The organism is Sphingomonas faeni (genome assembly GCF_024273235.1).
Taxonomy (GTDB): domain Bacteria; phylum Pseudomonadota; class Alphaproteobacteria; order Sphingomonadales; family Sphingomonadaceae; genus Sphingomonas; species Sphingomonas faeni_A.
In genome coordinates this window covers 48,447-69,559 of record NZ_JANBVH010000009.1, presented here as the reverse complement: position 1 = coordinate 69,559, position 21,113 = coordinate 48,447, and the positions used below count along the sequence as shown (strand labels likewise).

General features: G+C 67.0%; 19 protein-coding genes. 10 read left to right on the top strand and 9 right to left on the bottom strand.

Annotated features, from left to right (window positions below; translation table 11 throughout):
• Positions 1-47: 47 nt before the first annotated feature.
• From NLI89_RS06715 to NLI89_RS06705, 3 genes are all read left to right on the top strand, one after another.
• A complete protein-coding gene (locus NLI89_RS06715) occupies positions 48-1,484 on the top strand; it encodes an NAD-dependent succinate-semialdehyde dehydrogenase (RefSeq protein WP_254686316.1) in 1,437 nt (478 codons plus the stop codon).
• Positions 1,485-1,599: 115 nt separating this feature from the next.
• Complete coding sequence (locus NLI89_RS06710; RefSeq protein ID WP_254686315.1) at positions 1,600-2,379, top strand: NUDIX domain-containing protein; 780 nt, start codon at positions 1,600-1,602, stop codon at positions 2,377-2,379.
• 1 nt (position 2,380) lies between these two features.
• Complete coding sequence (locus NLI89_RS06705) at positions 2,381-3,109, top strand: extensin-like domain-containing protein (protein WP_254686314.1); 729 nt, start codon at positions 2,381-2,383, stop codon at positions 3,107-3,109.
• A 367-nt stretch (positions 3,110-3,476) separates the two neighbouring features.
• Here the strand turns inward: NLI89_RS06705 and NLI89_RS06700 are convergent, their stop codons facing one another.
• The 4 genes from NLI89_RS06700 to NLI89_RS06685 all read right to left on the bottom strand — a co-directional run bounded on the left by NLI89_RS06700 (position 3,477) and on the right by NLI89_RS06685 (position 6,477).
• Entirely contained in the window at positions 3,477-4,031 is a 555-nt protein-coding gene (locus tag NLI89_RS06700; protein ID WP_254686313.1) for a hypothetical protein, read from the bottom strand.
• A gap of 236 nt (positions 4,032-4,267) precedes the next feature.
• Positions 4,268-4,567, bottom strand: coding sequence for a hypothetical protein (locus NLI89_RS06695; RefSeq protein WP_254686312.1), 300 nt, complete (start codon positions 4,565-4,567; stop codon positions 4,268-4,270).
• Between the two features lie 291 nt (positions 4,568-4,858).
• On the bottom strand, positions 4,859-5,638 hold the full coding sequence (locus NLI89_RS06690) for a transglutaminase-like domain-containing protein (protein WP_192974415.1): 780 nt from the start codon (positions 5,636-5,638) through the stop codon (positions 4,859-4,861).
• Positions 5,639-5,727: 89 nt separating this feature from the next.
• A complete protein-coding gene (locus NLI89_RS06685) occupies positions 5,728-6,477 on the bottom strand; it encodes a Bax inhibitor-1/YccA family protein (RefSeq protein ID WP_254686311.1) in 750 nt (249 codons plus the stop codon).
• A gap of 121 nt (positions 6,478-6,598) precedes the next feature.
• Between NLI89_RS06685 and thpR the strand changes: the two genes are divergently transcribed.
• Positions 6,599-7,156, top strand: a complete 558-nt coding sequence (thpR, locus tag NLI89_RS06680; protein WP_254686310.1) for an RNA 2',3'-cyclic phosphodiesterase — start codon at positions 6,599-6,601, stop codon at positions 7,154-7,156.
• A gap of 44 nt (positions 7,157-7,200) precedes the next feature.
• On the top strand, positions 7,201-7,737 hold the full coding sequence (locus NLI89_RS06675) for a superoxide dismutase family protein (protein ID WP_254686309.1): 537 nt from the start codon (positions 7,201-7,203) through the stop codon (positions 7,735-7,737).
• Between the two features lie 435 nt (positions 7,738-8,172).
• Here NLI89_RS06675 and NLI89_RS06670 read toward each other — a convergent pair whose 3' ends face one another.
• The 3 genes from NLI89_RS06670 to NLI89_RS06660 all read right to left on the bottom strand — a co-directional run bounded on the left by NLI89_RS06670 (position 8,173) and on the right by NLI89_RS06660 (position 12,058).
• Positions 8,173-9,741, bottom strand: coding sequence for a spinster family MFS transporter (locus NLI89_RS06670; protein ID WP_254686308.1), 1,569 nt, complete (start codon positions 9,739-9,741; stop codon positions 8,173-8,175).
• 251 nt (positions 9,742-9,992) lie between these two features.
• Entirely contained in the window at positions 9,993-10,850 is an 858-nt protein-coding gene (locus NLI89_RS06665; RefSeq protein WP_254686307.1) for a hypothetical protein, read from the bottom strand.
• Entirely contained in the window at positions 10,847-12,058 is a 1,212-nt protein-coding gene (locus NLI89_RS06660) for a TIGR04063 family PEP-CTERM/XrtA system glycosyltransferase (RefSeq protein WP_254686306.1), read from the bottom strand. The genes NLI89_RS06665 and NLI89_RS06660 overlap by 4 nt, the downstream gene beginning before the upstream one ends.
• A gap of 97 nt (positions 12,059-12,155) precedes the next feature.
• On the opposite strand from NLI89_RS06660, the gene NLI89_RS06655 reads away from it, so the two are divergent.
• The 3 genes from NLI89_RS06655 to NLI89_RS06645 are packed head-to-tail and all read left to right on the top strand — an operon-like array spanning position 12,156 to position 14,684.
• The gene (locus NLI89_RS06655) at positions 12,156-12,311 is read left to right on the top strand and encodes a hypothetical protein (protein ID WP_254686305.1); all 156 of its coding nucleotides are present in this window, start codon (positions 12,156-12,158) and stop codon (positions 12,309-12,311) included.
• Positions 12,304-13,647, top strand: coding sequence for a putative O-glycosylation ligase, exosortase A system-associated (locus NLI89_RS06650; protein ID WP_254686304.1), 1,344 nt, complete (start codon positions 12,304-12,306; stop codon positions 13,645-13,647). Before NLI89_RS06655 ends, NLI89_RS06650 begins: the two co-directional genes overlap by 8 nt.
• Positions 13,644-14,684: an acyltransferase family protein gene (locus tag NLI89_RS06645; RefSeq protein WP_254686303.1), complete on the top strand. Its 1,041-nt coding sequence runs from the start codon at positions 13,644-13,646 to the stop codon at positions 14,682-14,684. Before NLI89_RS06650 ends, NLI89_RS06645 begins: the two co-directional genes overlap by 4 nt.
• A gap of 94 nt (positions 14,685-14,778) precedes the next feature.
• On the opposite strand, the gene NLI89_RS06640 is transcribed toward NLI89_RS06645, so the two are convergent.
• A complete protein-coding gene (locus tag NLI89_RS06640; RefSeq protein ID WP_254686302.1) occupies positions 14,779-15,342 on the bottom strand; it encodes a type 1 glutamine amidotransferase domain-containing protein in 564 nt (187 codons plus the stop codon).
• A gap of 162 nt (positions 15,343-15,504) precedes the next feature.
• Between NLI89_RS06640 and NLI89_RS06635 the strand changes: the two genes are divergently transcribed.
• Positions 15,505-16,473, top strand: coding sequence for a DNA topoisomerase IB (locus tag NLI89_RS06635; RefSeq protein ID WP_254686378.1), 969 nt, complete (start codon positions 15,505-15,507; stop codon positions 16,471-16,473).
• Positions 16,474-16,484: 11 nt separating this feature from the next.
• The gene (locus NLI89_RS06630) at positions 16,485-17,660 is read left to right on the top strand and encodes a mechanosensitive ion channel family protein (RefSeq protein ID WP_254686301.1); all 1,176 of its coding nucleotides are present in this window, start codon (positions 16,485-16,487) and stop codon (positions 17,658-17,660) included.
• A gap of 364 nt (positions 17,661-18,024) precedes the next feature.
• Here the strand turns inward: NLI89_RS06630 and putA are convergent, their stop codons facing one another.
• A complete protein-coding gene (gene putA, locus NLI89_RS06625) occupies positions 18,025-21,072 on the bottom strand; it encodes a bifunctional proline dehydrogenase/L-glutamate gamma-semialdehyde dehydrogenase PutA (RefSeq protein WP_254686377.1) in 3,048 nt (1,015 codons plus the stop codon).
• Between the last annotated feature and the right edge of the window lie 41 nt (positions 21,073-21,113).

The window sequence follows — 21,113 nt, the reverse complement described above, 5'->3', positions numbered from 1 at the left end:
AACGACATGAGCCCGACGGTTCGATCGACGCAAACGGAGAGACGCCAATGACTGCGACCTACGATACCAAACTCGGGCTTTATATCGCCGGCGAATGGCTGAGCGGGGACGGTCGCGATACGCGCGACGTGCTCAATCCAGCGACCGGTGGGGGGCAGGCCGCGTTGCCGCTCGCCAGCGCCGCCGATCTCGATCGCGCGCTCGAGGCGACGCAGCGCGGGTTCGTCGCGTGGCGCGCCACCCCGCCGGAAAAGCGTGCCGCGATCCTGACGCGCACCGCGCAACTGCTGCGCGAGCGTGGGGATCATATCGCGCGCATCGCCACGCTCGAACAGGGCAAGATTCAGGCGGAGGCCAAGGGCGAGGTCGCATTCGCCGCCGCACTGCTCGATTTCCACGCCGCCGAGGGCCTGCGCGTCTATGGCCGAGTCCTGCCCCGCCCCTCCGGCACCCGCAGCCTCGTCCTCCACCAGCCGGTCGGTCCGGTCGCCGCGTTCTGCGCGTGGAACTTCCCGATCATGAACGTCGTGCGCAAGATCGCACCGGCGCTCGCGGCGGGCTGCTCGATCATCATCAAGCCGTCCGAGGAAACCGCCGGCAGCGCGGTCGAAGTCCTCAAGTGCTTCCAGGATGCCGGCCTGCCCGGCGACGTCGCGCAGTGCGTGTTCGGCGTGCCCGACATGGTTTCGCGCCACCTGCTCGCCTCGCCGATCACCCGCAAACTCAGCTTCACCGGGTCGGTACCGGTCGGCAAGGCGCTGATGAAGCTGGCCGCCGACACGATGATGCGTACGACGATGGAGCTTGGTGGTCACGGCCCGGTGCTGGTGTTCGACGATTGCGATCTCGACAAGACGCTCGACACGCTGGTCGCGCACAAATTCCGCAACGCCGGGCAGGTCTGCGTCGCGCCGACCCGCTTCCACGTGCAGGACGGCATCTATGACCGCTTCGCCGCGGGCTTTGCCGAGCGGACTCGCGGCCTCAAGGTCGGCGACGGCATGGATTCGGCGAGCCAGATGGGTCCGATGGCCAATGCCCGCCGCCCCGATGCGATCGCCGAGCTGGTCGGCGACGCGACCAACCACGGTGCGAAGCTGCTGGCGGGCGGGGAGTATGGCGGCCAGGGCGGGTTCTTCTTCCAGCCGACCGTCCTGTCCGACGTGCCACTGTCGGCGCGCGCGATGAACGAGGAACCGTTCGGCCCGGTCGCGCTGCTCAGCCGCTTCGGCAGCGACGAGGATGCGATCATCGAAGCCAACCGCCTGCCGTTCGGGCTCGCCGCCTATTGCTTCACCGAGAATGGCCGGCGCCAGAACATGCTCGGCGATGCGATCGAGGCCGGGATGGTCGGCATCAACACCGTCCGCCTGAGCTATCCCGACAGCCCGTTCGGCGGCGTCAAGGACAGCGGCCATGGCTCGGAGGACGGCCCCGAGGGCATCGCCGCGCATCTCGTCACCAAGGCCGTCCACATCAGCTGAACGCGACGAGGCGGCGGATACCGGTCCAAGCCGGTATCCGCCGATCCGTCGTTCAACCATCGAAAACCCGGCGACCGACGCTACCCGCCGCGCCGTTCGCGCGTTACCATGAGCGATGACCGAGGCGCCCACCGATATTCCGTCGATACCCGCCGCGACCCTCGTCGTGTTTCGCGAGACGCACGCAGAGCCACCCCATTTGCTGCTGGTCGAGCGCGCCAAGGCGATGGCATTTGCGGGCGGCGCACTCGTCTTCCCGGGCGGGCGGGTCGATCCGGGCGATCACAGTCTGGCCGCGCTGCTCGATCATCCCGATGACGACCCCGACGACGACACCGCCGCGCGCGTTGCAGCGATCCGCGAGACGATCGAGGAGGCAGGGCTTCCCATCGGATTGTCGCCGATGCCGTCGCCGACCATGTTCGAGCGATTGCGGGCCTCGCTCCACGCCGGCACCGCATTCGCCGAGGCATTGGCGGACGCCGGTGCCAGTCTCGACCTCGACGCACTCACATATTTCGCACGCTGGCGGCCGGCGCATGCGCACGCCCGGATCTTCGATACGCGGTTCTATCTGGCGCGGCTCCCCGCGGATGCGCCCGAGCCCCGGGTCGATGCGACGGAGAATGTCCGCCTGTTCTGGGCGACCGCGGCTGATGTGCTGGCCGACGCCGATGCGGGACGGGCGACGATCATCTTTCCGACCCGCCGCAATCTCGAACGGCTGGCACAGTTCGCCGACTTCGAGGGGGCCGTCGCAGACGCGCGCGCGCACGCCGTACGGACCGTAACGCCGTGGACCGAAACCCGCGACGGGATCGAGCAGCTCTGCATCCCCGACGACCTCGGCTACCCGGTGACGTCGGAGCCGATGTCGGACGCGGTGCGCGGCTGACATGCGGGCGGTGCGGCTCACCCTTGGCTGGCTCGTCGGGCTGGCGATCGTCGCGACGTTGGCGCTGATGCTCTGGTCGATGGCGCGCGGACGGCCTCAGGACCTGCCTTGGGCGCCGCTCGACCTCGGCCAGCCGATCGGCCTGTTCACTGGTCGCAAGTTGACCGCGCTGACCGAGGATTTCCCGCAATGCCGCGCGCTGCTCGATCGTGCGGGGGTGCGCTACACCGTCCTGCCGCCGCGCAAGGGCGAGGGCCAATGCGGCTATTCGGATGGCGTCAGGCTGACCGGCGGCGCGCGGAAGATCGGGTTCGTGCCTGCCGGGCTCGGCATCGCCTGCCCCGTCGCCGCGGCACTGTCGATGTGGGAATGGGACGTGGTCCAGCCGGCCGCAGTGAAGCATTTCGGCGCGCGCGTGGCGAGCATCGATCATTTCGGCAGCTACAGCTGTCGCCGGATCTACGGTCGCGATGCGGGTAACTGGAGCGAACACTCCACCGCCGACGCGGTCGACATCGCCGGCTTCCGCCTGACCGACGGCACCCGCGTCACCGTCGCGCGCGACTGGAAGGGCGACGCTGCGAAGTCGGCCTTCCTCCGCGACGTGCGCGACGGAGCCTGCTCGCTGTTCGCGACGACTCTGTCCCCCGACTACAACGCCGCGCATGCCGACCACCTGCATCTGGATCAGGCGAACCGTGGATCGATGGGCTGGCGGGCGTGTCGGTGACCGGGATGACTGGAGTGGTCCAGATGTGGAGCGCGTAACCACTCCTTCCACAACCGCCCCGACGCGCCCCTGCCCCGACCACCCCGGCGAAGGCCGGGGCCCAATTGGGGGACGCCAATGGCAAGCGTAGCGCATCGTTACGAAAACCTCACCAACTGGCCCCCGGCCTCCGCCGGGGTGGTGGCCGGTCCGAAGCCCGTTGCAGCCCAAGTGAGAGAAGTTTCAATCCTCCCCCGCCAGGGGGAGGTGGCTGGCTCTTGCCAGACGGAGGGGGAGGACACGGAGCAGATGTTTCGCATGCCTCCCCCTCCGTCAGGCGTTGCCTGCCACCTCCCCCTAGCGGGGGAGGATGAGCTAAAGCCGAGCCTCAACTCGCCAGCGTCGTCCCAGAATCCACTTTCTCCACCCAATACGGGAAGAAAGCCGGCTGCCGGTTCGACCAGCCCGACGCGGTCGCCGCAGCCTCGCTGATCGACTGGAGCAGTTTCCGCCGCAATTCCGGATGCAGGTGCGGTAGCGCCGCCGCCGCACAGAACGCCGACGGCAGCCACGGCCGAACCTCCGCCCCGATCAACCGCTCGTACAGGAACCGCAGCGCCGAAAAACTCGTCAGCCGCCCCTGCCCCAGATCGAACGCAACGAGGGTCATCAGTGGCGCCAGGAATGGCTCGATCGCATCCAGCCCGCTATCGTCCGGCACCATCGCGCGCAGATCAGGCAGAGTGTTGTAGAGACGCGACTGCGCCCGGATGCTCGCCGCCTCGACCACATCGCGCGACCAGCGCAGCATCGCGTCCTCGCGATCCAGGCCCACATCGAGCGAACGCCGGATATACCGCTGCGTCGAACTCGGAAAAGCCGCGAATTCCTTCATCTCGGCCAGCGTCATCGAGCCCTGTGCCGGTTTCATTCTGGAAGCCATGTCGTCACCCCGCTCTCGTCAAGGAACCGGCAGACTATGCGCCCGGATGGTTAACAACGTTCCTATCGCGCGTCATCTTTCCGTAACACCAAGCCACCATGAAAGCTGTTGCGCTGCAACAAGGCTGCGACGAACCGAACGAAACTAAGCGATTTGATCGTCTTGCGCGGCGTTTGTGCAACAAAAAAGCGCCGGTCGTTGCCGACCGACGCCTGTTCGTTGAGCAGATGCGAGCGTTACGCCTGCTTTTCGCGCAGCGCCCGCTCGGAATCCTCGTCATACCCCGACGACTTCGCCGGCTCGCGATTGGAGCCCGGCTGCGTCGCCGACAACGGGTCGCTGCCGTCCATCGACTCGTCGAGCCCGTTGTCGAGACGGGCGTCGGCGCTGTCCGGGTTCTTCTGCAGACGCTTGCCGATCGACTTGTCCTGCCCCGCTTCCTGGCGCGGATCACGACCCGAGCTCTTGCCGTCGGAATCCTTGTCGTCGGGCGCTACGGACAGGCTGTCCAGCGCGCTCTTGTCTATGTCGGTCATTGCGACGTCCCTCTTTAATCTTGGCGATAACCAACGGTCCAAGTGGCAGAGCGTTCCTATCCCGCCTTCAGGTTGTGCCGCTTCGACACCCCCAACCGTCCACCCTTTTCCTTCCCCCCTCCCTGAAAGGGAGGGGGCGGGGGTGGGTAGGCCAGCTTGAGCCCCAACGATCCGAGCATGCGGAACCCGACCTACCCCCAGCCCCTCCCTTCCAGGGAGGGGGCCAAGAAGGCAGAACGGAGGAGTCAGACCATCCCCTACTGACCCTGCCTTCCCATAGGAGAGCAGCAATCAATCCAGCGGCGTTACCTTCACCGTCTGCTCCCACAGATACGCCTGCCCAAACACCGTCATGAACGCGATATCCGTCGCATCGCGCCCCACACACACCCGCGCGATGTCGCTGCACGTCGCCATCTTGGTCGCATCGATCAGCCGCCAGTCGCCGGCCAGCCACAGCTCTGCCACCGCATGGAAGTCCGGCGGATCGACCCCCGGCGCATAGGCCGACACGCACCGCGCCGGGATCCCGCCCGCCCGCGCCAGCGACACCAGCAGATGCGAATAATCGCGGCACACCCCGGACCTCGAAGCAAAAGTGTCGAGCGCGGTCGTCTCCCCGCTGCTCGACCCGCAGCGATAATCGAGCGACTGGTACACCCACTCGGTCAACGCGGCAGCGAGCGGACCGCCTTCCAGCCCGCCGAACTCGCGCGCGACGAAGCCCTCGAACCGATCGGACGGGCAGTACCGGCTCGGCATCAGATACGGCGTCAGTTCGCCGTCGAGCATCCGCGGCGGCGTCGCCGGATACAGCTCGAGCTGCACCCGCTCGCGCTTCACTGCGACGATCGCCTTATACTCGGCGGTAAAGCGGCCATGCCCGCGCGACCAGCAGCGTTGGCCGATCCCGTCCTCGCCGCGGACCGCCCGGATCGGGCTGTCGGACCACAAGGTGAGAGACTCGGACTCGATCGTCTGGTCGGCCATCGCCGCCGCTTCGATCTGGAGGAGCACGTCGGCGTCCCCGGTGATCCCGTAATCCAGACGCACGTCGATCGAGAGCCGCATCGTGCGTCCCATTCCTGTCTCAAGGCCATAAGAAAAAGGGCCCGGCGGTGTCCCGCCGAGCCCTGCGTTCGTCACACCCTTAGCGGGCGTTAGTTACGGCTGCTACCAAACAGACGCAGCACGAACATGAACATGTTGATAAAGTCGAGGTAGAGGCTCAGTGCCGCCATGATCACGACCTTGCCGATCATGTCGGTGCCGGCAACCTGCGCATACAGCGCCTTGGTGCGCTGCGTGTCGTAGGCGGTGAGGCCCGCGAACAGCAGCACGCCGACCGCGCTGATCACCAGCTGCATCACGCTCGACTGCAGGAAGATGTTGATCAGGCTCGCGACCAGCAGGCCGACGACGCCGATGATCAGAAACGACCCGAACGCCGACAGGTCACGCTTGGTGGTGTAGCCGTAGAGGCTCAGCCCGGCGAAACCGGCGGCGGTGGCGAAGAACGCACCGGCGATCGACGTGCCGCTATAGACCAGGAAGATGGTCGACATCGACAGGCCCATCAGGACCGCAAAGCCCCAGAAGAGCAACTGCATCGTGCCCGTCGACATGCGGTTCTGGCCAAAGCTCATGCCGAACACGATCGCGAGCGGCGAGAACATGATGACATACTTCAGCGGGCCGCCGTTCATGAACACCTGCGCGGCGGGCGACGTGTTGCCACCCATCGCGAACAGCATCGCGACGATGCCCGTCAGCAGGACAGCCGAGCCCATGTAGTTATACACGGACAGCATGTACGACCGGAGACCAGCGTCATAGGCCTCGGTACGCTGGCCCGTGGCCGTCGTTCCGAACGGCGCGGCACGGGGCCGGGGGTCAGACCAATTAGCCATTGTGAAATCAGCTCCTTTGTCCGGCATAATGCCGGTTACGGTGAATATCGTCTTTTACAGGACGCTTTTCAAGCAGAGTGGTTGCATGATGCCGCTGAGTGACGGCTAACATGTCGCCGTCATGATCCGCCTGTTCGTCGCCCTCCGCCCGCCGCCGGCTATCCGTCGGAGCTTGCTCGACATAATGGAGGGCGTTCCCGCCGCGCGCTGGCAGGACGACGAGCAGTTGCACCTCACGCTGCGCTTCATCGGCGCGGTTGAGCGGCCCGTCGCCGAGGATATCGCGACCGCGCTGAGCCAGGTCGTCGCGCCGGCACCCCGCGTGTCGCTGACCGGAGTCGGTCGCTTCGAGAAGCGCGGGCGGACCGATACGCTCTGGGTCGGCGTGACCCCGCACGACGCGCTCGCCGCGCTTCACCGCAAGGTCGACCAGGCCTGCGTCCGGGCGGGGCTGGAACCCGAACGCCGCGCCTATCTGCCACACGTCACGGTCGCGCGGCTGGCGCGATCGGCCGGGGTCGGCTTCGCGATCGACGCGTGGCTGGCAACGCACGCCGCCCTGTCGAGCGCGCCCTTCCCGCTACCCCATCTCGTGCTGTACCAAAGCCATCTCGGCCGCGACGGCGCGACCTACGAACCGGTCGCGCGCTGGCCGCTCGATAGCGGGGACGGAACCTGAGCGACGGCGAAGGGTTCGCCAAGAGATCAACAGGGAGAAACGACATGCGGATTGCGACACTGGCACTGCTCGGCGCGGCGACGCTGGGCCTGAGCGCCTGCGAAAAGGGTGGCATGGACACGGGCACGCCGATGGCGGGCGGCCAGCGCGCCACCGCGATGCTCCAGACCGCGACCGGCACCGACGTCGGCCGCGCCACCGCTACCGAGGTTGCGGGCGGCATCCGCTTCACGCTCGACGCCAAGGCGATGCCCCCCGGCACGCACGGCGCGCACATCCACATGGTCGGCCGCTGCGACGCACCGGACTTCACCACCGCGGGCGGCCACTGGAACCCGACCGGCATGAAGCACGGCAGCATGAATCCGCAGGGCCCGCATGAGGGCGACCTCCCCAACCTGATCATCGGCACCGACGGTCGCGGCACGATCGGCATCACGATCCCGGGCGCGACGATGGCGGGCTTGATGGACACGGACGGCTCGGCGTTCGTGGTGCATGCGGGTCCGGACGACCTGATGACCGACCCGGCCGGCAACAGCGGCGGACGGATCGCCTGCGGCGTGTTCCAGGCCGGGTAAGGCCGGACGGGACGGAGCAACAACGGCAGGCGGGTGCTCGGTCGAGCCCCGCCCCACTCCCCTTCCGTCATGCCGGGCTAGTTCCGGCATCCACGGCTCCGCAAACCGGCGAACTCCGCGCTCGCGGAACCGTGGCCCCCGGAACAAGCCCGGGGTGACGGACAGGTTTAGGACTGGCTAGAGGCGGGCCCTACCGTTCGCCCTGAGCGAACTCGAAGGGCATGACCCGCGCCCAGGTGCTTCGACTTCGCTCAGCACGAACGGAAGGGTGGTAGACAGCCCGAGATAGGAAAGAGGTCGATCCTCCCCCGCCAGGGGGAGGTGGCTGGCCCTTGCCAGACGGAGGGGGAGGAAAGGGAAACCTCTGCCGCGTGTCCTCCCCCTCCGTCACCTACGGCGCCACCTCCCCCTGGCGGGGGAGGATCGCAAAATCCCTCAAACCACCTCCCCAGCCGCCCGCGCCCGCGCCTCCCGCGTAGCCTCGGCCCGCGGCGCCAGCCGGTACGCCGCCACCGCACACGCCAGCGTCACCGGCGTCACCACCAGCAACGACAGCATCCCGATCGACAAGCTCCCGGTCAGCGTCGACACCCGCCCCGCCATATACGGCCCGAGCGCCAGCCCGATCAGCGTCGTCCCGATGAAGAACGTCGCCGTCGCCGTCCCCCGCATCCGCGGCAACACCATGTCCTGCGTCGTCGCCGCCGCCGCACCCAAGGCGCACGACGCGGTCAACTGCGCAAGGAAGATCCCCGCATAGAACGCGGTCGACGACGACGCGGTAAAGGCAAGGATCAGGAACGGCACCGGCACCACCGCGCCGAAGATCACCACCCAAAGCCGCCCCGCCGGATTGCCTCGCCGCAACCGATCCGACACCACCCCGCCGATCGTCAGCCCGAGGAACCCCGCCGTCGCCCCAAGGCTGCCGATCATGAACCCCGCCGATGCCGGCGTCGCGCCAAGCTCACGCAACGCATACGGCGCCGCCCAGAAACTCGCGGCATAGCTCAGGAACGCGTTCAGCCCATACGCCACCACCGTGCACAGGAACGCCGGCGTCCCGACGATCAGCGCGAAGGTCGGCGGATCGCGCCGCTTCAGCGCCGACGCCCACGAGAACACCGCATACACGCCGATCCCGATCGCCACCCATTGCGGCCAGGGCTCGCCCGCCGCGACCAGCCCAGACACCGCCGCCGTCACGACCGCGAGCGCCAGGATATTATATCCGAGCGCCCGCGCGCCACCCATCGCCGCGCCGATCAACGTCAGCGGCGGCACGATCGTCACCAGCTCGGCACCGAATGCGCGGAACGGCGCGGGATGCTTCTCCGGCTCGGGCAGTCCCTCGACCAGCCCGCGAATGGGCTCCCTCAACGTCGCGATCCAGATCGCCAGCAGCAGCCCCGGCAGGCCGACCGCCATGAACGCCGCCTGCCAGCCGACCAGCCCAAGCGGCCCGCCCCCCGGATAGGCGCGGTTCCAGCCCTGCACGATCAGCCCGCCGATGAACAACGAACAGCCGCCCCCGACGTAAAGCCCGGCCGAATAGATCGACAGCGCGGTCGCCCGCAGCCGCTTCGGGAAATAATCGGAGATGATCGAATAGGCCGAAGGACTGGCGGTAGCCTCGCCGATCCCGACCCCGATCCGCGCCGCCGCCAGATGCCCGCCGGTCCGCGAAAAGCCCGACAATGCGGTCATCACCGACCACAGCGACAACCCGATCGTCATCAACCGCACGCGGTGCCAATTGTCCGCCAGCCGCCCCAGCGGGATCCCGAACAGCGAATAGAACACGCCGAACGCGGTGCCGTACAGAAAGCCGAGATCCTGGTCCTTCAACCCCAGGTCGCGCTTGATGTCCTCCGCCAGGATCGAGATGATCTGCCGGTCGACGAAGTTCAGGACATAGACGAGGAACAGGACCGACAGCACGTACCAGGCATAGCGCGACGCGCCAGCCTCCCGCTCGCCCACGATGGTTTCGGCACCTGCCATGACCCCTCCTCGTTATTTTTCGAGCTATGGGTATCAGAGCGAAGAAGACAGAAACAGCGCTTTCGGCAGTGTCGGGTATGCCAGCGCAAGCCCCAGCCTTCCCCCCTCCCTGAAAGGGAGGGGTTGGGGGTGGGTCGGCTTCCCCAAGTTCGCCCGACAGTGACAAAAGCCAACCTACCCATCCCCAGCCCCTCCCTTCCAGGGAGGGGAGCAGTTCGGAGCAGCCTTTTGGAAAGTCGTGGGCTTAAGCCTCAATGCGTACCGATACGCCCCCGACGCAGCGCACCCTGTTCGAGCCGCCGCAACAGCGCCTCGATCGTCGGCGGCGAGCTCGGATCGTCCGTCGCGCGCGCAGGGCGAGCGATCGGCGTCGGCGCATTGATTTCGGGCGCCCCGCGCTCCGCCACCTCATGCTCCGTCACCCCGCCTTCCGCCATCCCGTCCTCTGCAACTTCCTCCTCCGCCACCTCCACCGGCCGCTCGACCGGTTCCACCAACGGCGCAGTCACGAACGTGTCGGGCTCCGCCGTCGACGACGACTCCACCACCGGCGCAACCATCGCCTGCGCCAACGGAGAAACCGGCCGCACCGGCTCCATCGGCACCGGCAGGATCGCGTGCGGATCGAATGCGGCGAGCGGCTGATCGAGATCGGCCGGGATCGTCCGCTCGTCGCGCCCAGCGCTAAGCCCAGCACCAAGACCCGCCCCGACACCCACTTCCATCATCGGCGTACCGAGATCCGCCGCCGACATCGGCTTGCGCGGCGGTGCGTCGGGATGCGCGTCGGCGCGGCGGATCACCGGCACGCCGTCCTCGCGCGGCGATGCCTTGGCAAACACTCCGCCGGGCCCGAACAGCAGGAACAGCGACGACCACAGCAACGCCGCGACCAGCGCCCCACTCCCCAGCGCCAACAGCGCACGCGCGGTCGTCCCGAGCGGCGGTGCAGCGGCAGGCACCAGTGCCGCCACGCCCGTCGTCCACACCGCGGACTCCAGCGTTTCGGTCGACGCCAGCAGCACGCCCATGGCAGCGATCAGGCCGCCAACCACCGCGCCGTACACCGGCAGCGAGCGGATCAAGGTCTGGCGGGTCAGCGCAATCATCGATTTTCCCGTGCAGCGGCCATCATCAGCCGCCGATACACAGGATCGTAGCGGCGAATGTTTGACGACCAGTTACGCTCTTCGCGAACAAATGCACGTCCCCGCGCCCGCCGCTCGTCCCAGCCCGATCGATCCGCGAACATCGCCGCCAACGCCGTCGCGATCGCGGGCGGATCGTCCGGCGGAAACAGCGTCCCCGTCTCCCCGTCGCGGATCAGTTCGCGGTGTCCGCCGACATCCGACGCCGCCACCAGCCGCCCCTGCGCCATCGCCTCGAGCGGCTTCAGCGGCGTGACCAGATCGGTCAGCCGCATCCGTTTGCGCGGGTAGGCGAGGATGTCGACCAGCCCGTAATAGCGCTCGACCTCCTGGTGCGGCACGCGCCCGACGAAGCGGATCGCGTCGGCCACCGGCGACGTCTCCGCCTGCGCGCGCAAGGCCGCCTCCATCGGCCCGCCGCCGACCATCAACAGCCGCGCCTTGGGACGCAGCGCGACTAGCGCCGGCATCGCCGCGATCAGGTCGTCGAGCCCTTCGTAATCGTAGAAACTGCCGATGAATCCGACGACATCCGCGCCATCGAGCCCGAGTTCCGCCCCCAGCGCATCGTCGCGCGGCGGCGCGTTCCCGAACAGCTCGAGATCGACGCCGTTGGGCGACACGATGATCTTGTCCGCCGCAATGCCCCGCGCGACCAGATCGCCGCGCAGCCCTTCGCAGATCACCGCCACCGCATCCGCGCGCCGCACCGCCCACGTCTCCAGCGCCCGCGTCGCCCGGTAGCGCAACGACGTCGCCGTCCCCGTCCCGTTGCCGACCGCCGCATCCTCCCAGAACGCGCGGATCTCGTACACCAGCGGCAGCGTCCGCTTGCGCGCGACGATCAGCGCGGCGAGCGCGTCGATCACCGGCGAATGCGCGTGCAGGATGTCGGGCTTGAAGGCATCGACCGCCGCCTCGATCCGCTTGGCGAACGCCGCGATTCCCACGACCTCGCCGACCGGCCCCGGCTTCACCCCGGCCGCCGTCCGGTAGAAGGTCAGCCCGTCGACCGACTCCACCGAAGCCGGCGCAACGCCGTGGCGCGGGCCGGTGACCGCCGCGACGGTCCACCCCAGCCCCTCCTGCGCCTTGAGGATCGCCCGGGTGCGGAACGTGTAGCCACTTTGCAGCGGCAGGCCGTGATCGAGGATATGAAGGATACGCATCGTGGACGTCGTCTGCCACAGATCGCTTAACGGCGCGTCAACCGACTATGGCTACGCACGAATCTCGAAAAGCCCTCACAGGAAAGGAGGCCGTCCCATGATCGACAATCTCGCGCTCGGCCTCAGCCACGGGCTGATGATGCTCGCCGCGTTCCTGTTGCTCAAGCGCCCTGACCTCGATCGCGAGCCTAGCCCGCACGACGCACCCGACAAGAAGCGCGCGCCAATAGAGAAACCCCGCAGCGATGCGTGATCTCGCGTTCATCGCCTTTCTGCTCGCGTTCTTCGCGATGGGCTTCAAGCGGCCGTTCCTGCTCGTGCTCGTCTATGTCTATATCGACATCGTCTCGCCGCAGCGGCTGACCTACCTCCTGCTCAACAGCGTGCCGATCTCGCTGATCGCGGTCGCGCTGGCGGTCGGCGGGTGGATGGTTGCGGACGACAAGCGCGATACGCGGATCGGCGGGCGACAGGTGCTGATCGTGCTGCTGCTGCTCTATTGCTGGGGCACCACGATCGCCGCCGACTTCCCCGCCGAGGCCAAGGAGAAATGGGACTGGGTGTGGAAGGCGCTCGCCTTCGCCGCCTTCCTCCCCCTGACGCTCAGGACGCGCGTCCGGATCGAGGCGCTGTTGCTGTTCATGATCCTCGCCGCATCGTCGATCATCGTCGTCGGCGGGATCAAGACGATCGCCAGCGGCGGCGGCGGGTACGGCCAGTTGAACCTGATGGTCGACAATAATTCAGGGCTGTACGAGGGCAGCACGATCAGCGCGGTGGCGATCGCGATCGTCCCGATCATCATCTGGTTCATGCACCACGGCACGATCTTCAGGCCGGACTGGCGCGTGAAGGCCTATTGCCTCGCGCTCGTCTTCGCCTGCCTGCTGATCCCGGTCGGCACCTCGACTCGCACCGGGTTGCTCTGCATCGGCCTGTTGGCGCTGCTGTCGATCCGCAACGTTAAGCGGAAGGTCGCGTATCTGGCATTGCTTGGCGTGCTGGGGCTGGCGGCGATCCCGTTCCTGCCCTCGACCTTCACGAACCGCATGAACACCATCAAGACCTACGACGCCGACGAGTCCGCCTCGACTCGGCTCGCGGTGTGGAAATGGACGATCGAATACGCGAAGGCGAACCCGTTCGGCGGCGGCTTCAACGCCTATCTCGGCAACCGCATCCGCTACGATTTGAAGACCACGCCCGGCGCTGCTGCAGCCCCCAAGGTCGAGGTCGACAAGGCCCGCGCCTATCACAGCGCGTATTTCGAGATGCTCGGCGAACAGGGCTATCCCGGGCTCGCCTTGTGGCTCGCGATCAACCTGATCGGCATCATCCGGATGGAGGTCATCCGCCGCCGCTACCGCGATCCGGACGGCGAGTTCGCCTGGGCCGGACCGCTCGCCGCCGCGCTCCAGAGCGGCCACATCGTCTACCTGCTCGGCGCGGCATTCATCGCGATCGCGTTCCAGCCGTTCATCTACATGCTGATCGGCGCCCAGATCGGCCTCGACACATATCTGTCGCGCAAGCGGAGCGAGCAGTCGTTCCGGCCGATGCGCCGCAGTGCCGTACCATCTCCGGCGTGACGGATCGCGCTCCGGTCCACGAACTCCGCGCATTGACCGGCGTGCGCGGGATCGCGGCGTGGTTCGTCGTGTTCTACCATATCCGCCTGTCGATCGCGGGCCTGCCGACGGGGCTCCGCGACGTCTTCGCCAAGGGCTACCTCGCGGTCGATTTCTTCTTCCTGCTGTCGGGCTTCGTGATCTGGCTGACCTGGAACGACCGCCTCCGCACCGGCGGCCCTGAAAGCGTGCCCCGTTTCCTGCAAAAACGCATCGCCCGCATCTGGCCATTGCATCTGGTGACGCTGGCGGGGGCCATCGCACTCGCACTGGTGCTGCGCGCGACCGGCCGCAGCGATCCGCAATTCGTGTTCCCCGAACTGCCGCTGCACATCCTGCTGCTGCAGAACTGGGGCTTTACCCGGCACCTCGCCTGGAACGATCCGGCCTGGTCGATCAGCGCGGAACTGGGCGCGTACCTGCTGTTCCCGCTACTGGTCATGACGGTGGACTGGCGGCGGCTACCAACCGCGGCACTGCTGGCGATCGCGGCGGTGCTGCTGATTACGCTGCACCTGGCAATGGACGCCCGTACGCTCGGCACCGACATCCCGCGCTACGGCCTGCTGCGCTGTCTTGTCGAGTTCACCACCGGCAGTATCGTCTGCGCGTTATGGCTGCGGTGGAGGGGTACGCGGGCACCGTTAAGCGCGGCGGTAGCGCTCTTGGTGCTGGTCGCGCTGTGGCGCATCGGCGCACCGGAAACGCTGGTCGTCCCTGCGCTCTTCGCCGTCGTGCTCCTGTTGCTCGCACTGACTGCGGGGCGGGATTTCAATCCGTTCGAGACGGGCTTGGTCCATTACCTCGGCGAGATCAGTTACGCGACCTATCTCAGCCATTTCATCCTGTGGAAGGCGTTCAAGCTCGCCTTCGTCAGCGATACGACCGCCGTTTCGCCAGCGAAGATCGCACTGTACCTCGGCTTCGTCCTGCTAGCCTCGATCGCGCTCTACCACCTGATAGAACGCCCCGCCCAACGGTGGTTCAACAAGCTTTAGCCCGCCCCCTCCTTGTTTCCCCGCGAAGGCGGGGACCCAGTCTGGGCTCCCGCCTTCGCGGGAGAACAAGGAAGAGCGTGCATCACTCTTTAAATCAATCCACCGGCTCGTCCGCCAGTTCTTCCTCCAGCGCCTCGATGATCGCCTTGTTGAACGCGGGGATATCATCCGGCTTGCGGCTGGTGATCAAATTGCCATCCACGACGACCTCCTCGTCCACCACGTCCGCGCCCGCATTCTCCAGGTCCGTCTGGATCGAGGGATAGCTCGTCACCCGGCGCCCATCGATCACGTCCGCCTCCGCCAGCAGCCACGGCGCATGGCAGATGGCGGCAACGATCTTGCCGTCTTCCATGAACTCGGTGATGATCTCGATCGCGCGCTCCTGCTGGCGCATCGTGTCCGGATTGGCGACCCCGCCCGGCAGGATCAGCGCGTCGTAATCGTCGGTATCGACCTCGTAGAGCGTCAGGTCGGGCGTCGCCGTCTCGGCCTTGTTGATGTCGCCCTTCATGCCCTGGATCGGATCCATCCTGATCGAGGCGAGCTGCACCTTCGCACCCGCCGCCTCCAGCGCTTTCCTCGGTTCGAACAGCTCGACGGTCTCGAAACCGTCGGCAGCGAGCATCAGTACGCGAGCTTGGGAAAGATCGGTCATGTCATGTCTCCAGTGAAATCCCGTGCCCCCTCAACCCCGCGTCGCGCGGGTCGTTCCGGAACGATGCGTCCCCCCGAACATTTCGAGACCGGAAGGACCACCGCATTGCCCACCAAGATCGTGTATTCCGACGACTCCAAGCCCGGCATCACCCGCAAGAAGATGCGGAACGGCTGGGGCTATTGGGATGCCAGGGGCGAGCGCATCACCGACCGCGACGAGATCGACCGGCTGAACGCGATCGGCCTGCCCCCCGCTTATGGCGACGCGTGGTTCTGCCCCAAGCCCAACGGCCATATCCAGGCGGTCGGCTGGGACGAGAAGGGCCGCAAGCAATACCGCTATCACACCGACTTCCGCGAAGCGCAGGAGGCCGCCAAATACGAGCGCTGCGCCGATTTCGGCCACGCCCTCCCCAAGATCCGCAAGGCGGTCGAGGCCGACCTCCGCAAACGCTCGCTGACCCGCGAACGCGCGGTCGCCGCGGTCATCCGCCTGCTCGACGGGGGCCATATCCGCATCGGCAACGAGGCTTATGCCGCCGCCAACGAGAGTTTCGGCGCGACCACTCTGCGCAAGCGCCACGGCGAAGTGAAGGGCGCGACGTTGAAGCTCCAGTACAAGGGCAAGTCGGGCAAGATGCGGACGCTCAAGATCACCGACCGCTCGCTCAGCAGCTTCGTCAAGAAATGCCAGGACCTCGACGAACAGCATCTGTTCGCGTGGCTCGACGAGGCCGGCGAAGCGCATCCCGTCACCTCGACCGACGTCAACTGCTACATCCGCGACGTCACCGGCACCGACTTCACCGCCAAGAACTTCCGCACCTGGGCGGCCAGCGTCGCCGCGTTCGAGGCGCTCGCCTCCGCCGAACGCGACCTCAGCCTGAAGGCGATGCTCGAACCCGTCGTCGCACGCCTAGGCAACACGCACGCGATCGCGCGGAAAAGCTATGTCCACCCGTCGCTGATCGCCCTCGTGAAGACCGGCCAGTCGACCTTCCGCAAGGCGCTCCGCCTGCCCCGCGCCAAGCGCCATCTCAGCCGCGAGGAATGCGGCCTGATCGCATTCCTCGAAGCCGGCACGCCCGCCACCGCGACCATCGCCCCCCCGCGCGCCAAAGCCGCCTGACGAGTATCGCCATGTCCAACGCCACCGCCCCCAAACAGCCGATCTTCGACGCGAGCGACGTCGGCGATCACGCCCAGGGCTTCGTCACGGCCAGCATCGCCTGGGTCCAGGCCTATTGGCTCCAGATCCTGATCGCATTCGGGATCGGCGCGGTCATCGTCCTCGTCCTCCACACCGCACGCCGCTTCGGCAGCAAGCTCTGCGAGCGCCCGCGCGCGCTGAATGGCTGGGGGCTGGTCGTCGGCAAGGCGATCGCACGGACCGGCAATTTCTTCATAGTCATGCTCGCCGCGAAACTCGTCTCCGGCTATTCCGCCGCCCCCGGCGAGGTATCGAAGACGATCGACTTCCTCTTCACCGTCGCCGCCGTCATGCAGGCCGCCGTCTGGATCCGCGAGATCATCCTCGGCGCGATCGAGCACCGCACGCAGTCCGAACATTATTCGGGCGAGGCTTTGCTCTCGGCGATGGGCCTGATCCGCCTCCTCGTCACGTTCGTGGTGTTCGCGGTCGCGCTGGTGGTGGTGCTCGACAATCTCGGCGTCAACGTCACCGGCCTAGTGGCGGGTCTCGGCGTCGGCGGCATCGCGATCGGCCTCGCCGCGCAGGGCATCTTCGCCGACCTGTTCGCAGCCCTCGCGATCATCTTCGACCGCCCGTTCCGCCGCGGCGACTCGATCAGCTACGACACCGCCTCGGGCAGCGTCGAGGCGATCGGCCTCAAGTCCACGCGCATCCGCGGGATCGACGGCGAGGAACGCGTGATCTCGAACAAGAACCTCCTCAACAAGGAGATCCTCAACAACACGCAACGTAACCACCGCCGCGCGAAGTTCGTCATCGGCGTCACCTATTCGACGCCCCCCGAAGTCTGCTCGCGTATCCCCGCGATGCTGAAGGAGATCGTCGAAGCCAACGACAAGATCTTCACCCGCGCCGGCTTCACCGGCTTCGGCGCGTCGAGCCTCGACTTCGAGGTCCAGTTCGACAGCAAGGGCCCCGATTATGCGAGCTTCTACGACGGCCGCACGGCGGTCGGCATCGCGATCCTGAAGCGCTTGAACGACGAGAAGATCGAGATCGCCTTCCCGACCCAGGTGAACATGATGGCCGCACCGGACGGCTCGATGGTGATGCCGTATCCGGAAATCGAGGCGTCTCGCGACCCTGCGGCGACACCCGCCTGATCTGCTTGGCTGGCCAGCACGAACGCGTTCGCACTCGGAGATGCTCGCGCCGGTTAGGGCGGCGCTGCTTTACCTTGTTCTCCCGCGAAGGCGGGAGTCCAGTCTGGATCCCCGCCTTCGCGGGGAAACAATGCTAGCTAGGGTAGCGCGAGATCGTGGTCGCCGAGGTAAGCTAGGCGTGACGAGGCCCTGCCCCCTCCCCCACCACCCCGGCGAAGGCCGGGGCCCAGTTGGTGAGGTCGCAGTAACGAAGCGCAACACACTTCAGCAACGTCTCCCACCTGGACCCCGGCCTCCGCCGGGGAGGCGCTATTCCGCCGGGGGGCGCTATACGCGGGGGACCTCGGCCCCCGTCAGGCCGAGACTAAATCCCACCCTCATCCAACGACAGCAAAGTCGCATTCCCCCCAGCAGACGTCGTATCCACAGAAACCGCCCGCTCCGCACAGAACCGGTACAGATACCGCGGCCCGCCAGCCTTAGGGCCAGTCCCCGAAAGCCCCTCGCCCCCAAAAGGCTGAGACCCCACAACCGCACCGATCATAGACCGGTTGATATACAGATTCCCCACCGCAGCCTCGACCTCCATCACCTCGGCCGCCCGCGCGATGCGGCTGTGCAGCCCCATCGTCAGCCCGTACCCCTTGGCGTTGACCCGCGCGATCGTCTCGCTGAGCTTGCCCGCTTCCCAGGTCGCCACGTGAAGGATCGGCCCGAACCATTCCTGGTTCAGATCCTCGATCGCCCCGATCCGCACCAGAGTCGGCGGCACGAACAGCCCGTCCGTCGGCACGTCGAGCGTCTTCAGCCACTGCCCGCGCACGCTCTCGCGGTACGCCATCAGCTTATCGTACGCAGCCTGGTCAATCACCGGCCCGACATCGGTCGCGGGATCGCCCGAGCGCCCGATCCGCAGCGTCTCCATCGCCCCCGACAGCATCTCGATCACGCCGTCCGCGATATCCTCCTGCACCAGCAACAGGCGCAACGCCGAGCAGCGCTGTCCCGCCGAGCGGAACGACGACGCGATCACGTCCGCCACCACCTGCTCGGGCAGCGCGGTGGAATCGACGATCATCGCGTTGATCCCGCCCGTCTCCGCGATCAGCGGCACGATCGGCCGGTTATCGTCGTCGAGCAGCGCCCGGGCGATCTTGCGCGCGGTCGCGGTCGATCCGGTGAACGCGACCCCCTGGATCCGCACATCCGCGGTCAGCGCAGCGCCGACTTCGGTACCGCCCGTCACGAGGATCAGCACGTCGGCCGGCACCCCCGCCTCATGCGCCAGCGCAACCGCAAGCGCGGCGATGCGCGGCGTCTGCGGCGCAGGCTTGGCGACCACGCTGTTACCCGTCACCAGCGCCGCCACCGTCTGGCCGAGGAAGATCGCCAACGGGAAGTTCCAAGGCGCGATCGTCGCCCAGACACCGCGACCCTCGATATGCAGCATGTTGCGCTCGCCGGTCGGCCCCGGCAACTCGATCGCCTGGAGGTTCGTCCGCGCCTGCTGCGCATAATAGCGACAGAAGTCAGCCGCCTCGCGCACTTCGCCGATCGCGTCGGCAATCGTCTTGAACGCCTCCTGCACGCAGATCGCCATCAGCTCGTCGCGGTGCTTCTCGAGCAAATCGGCAAGGCGCTCCAGACACGCAGCTCGATCATCCACCGGCGTCCGAGACCAAGCCGGAAACGCCGCATGCGCACGACCAATGGCAGCCGCGACCTGGTCCCCCTCCCGCATGCGGGAGGGGCTAGGGGTGGGCACGCGCTCACCACTGGCCGCAACGCTTGCGGCTGCCCGCTCATCACCAGCCGTAGCCGACGACGATAGCGCGAGCCCACCCCCGGCCCCTCCCGCACGCGGGAAGGGGGAATTCACCGCCGCAACCGTCGCCTCCAACGTCCCCACATCACTCAAATCCAACCCGGCAGAATTCCGGTGCCCCCCAGCCCCGAACAAATCCACCGGCAACGGAATGCTGGGATGCCGCTTCCCCCCCACCGCAGCGATCTTTGCCACAGGATCCGCCAGAATCTCCGCCTCGGTCAGCCGCTCGTCCGCCAACTGATGCACGAAACTCGAATTCGCCCCATTCTCCAACAACCGCCGAACCAGATACGCGAGCAGGTCGCGATGCCCCCCGACCGGCGCATAGACCCGGCAATGATACCCATTCTCCTGCACCAGCCGCTCGTACAGCCCGTCGCCCATCCCGTGCAGCCGCTGGAACTCGAAATCACGTGAGTTCCCCGCCCACTCCATGATCGTCGCGACCGTCAGCGCATTGTGGCTCGCGAACGCCGGCCGGATATTCTCCGCCGCCAGCATGTCCTTCGCCACCGCCAAATACGACACGTCGGTCGCCGCCTTGCGCGTGAACAGCGGATAGTCCGCCAGCCCCTCGACCTGCGTGCGCTTGATCTCGCTATCCCAATACGCGCCCTTCACCAGCCGCACGTTCATCACGCGGTCCAGCCCGTTCGCCCATTCGATCACCGGCCGCGCGCGCTTGCCATACGCCTGCACCGCCATGCCGAACCCGTCCCAGCCTTTCAGCGACGGCAGCCCGGCGACCGCGCCGATGATGTCCAGGCTCATCTCCAGCCGCTCGGATTCCTCCGCGTCGACGGTCAGCGCGATGCCCTTCGACGCCGCCTGCACCGCCAACGCCTCCAGCATCTCGGTCAGCGCGGGCACGCATTCGCTCCACCGCGCCACCTCGTATCGCGGGTGCAGCGCCGACAGCTTGACCGAGATCGAATGCCCCGCCGCCGGATCGCGGCCGACCGCATCGACCGCCCCGACATACGCCTGGAAGTATCGCTGCGCATCGGCATGCGTCCGCGCCGCCTCGCCCAGCATGTCGAAGCTCGCCGTGAAGCCCTTGTTTTCCGGCCGGCGCATCCGCTTCATCGCCTCGTCGATGGTGCGGCCCATCACGAAGATCTCGCCCATCATCTTCATCGCCGCGCCGACCGCCTGCCGCACGAACGGCTCGCCCGCGCGACTGATCAGGCGCCGCAGTGGCCCGGTCGATCCCTCGCCGACCAGCACGCGGCCGACCACCAGCCCCCAGGTCGCCGAATTGACGAGCTTCGAGTTCGACTTGCCCGCATGCGCGCGCCAATCGGCATCGCCCAGCTTGTCGGCGATCAGCAGATCCGCCGTCTCCGGATCCGGCACGCGCAGGAACGCCTCCGCCAGCGACAGCAACGCGACGCCTTCCGACGAATTCAGCCGATATTCCTGCAGAAACTGGTTTACCCAGCCCTTGCTCTGCGCCGCCCGCAGGTCCGCGAGCAGCCCCAGTGCATGCCCCATCACCCGCTCGCGCGAATCCGAATCGAGCGCGGCGCGGTCCAGCAACGGTTTTAGAACATCGGGTTCGCTCGCGCGGTACAGCTTCGCCATGATATCACGGGCATTGGACGTTACGGCAGTCGACATTTTCC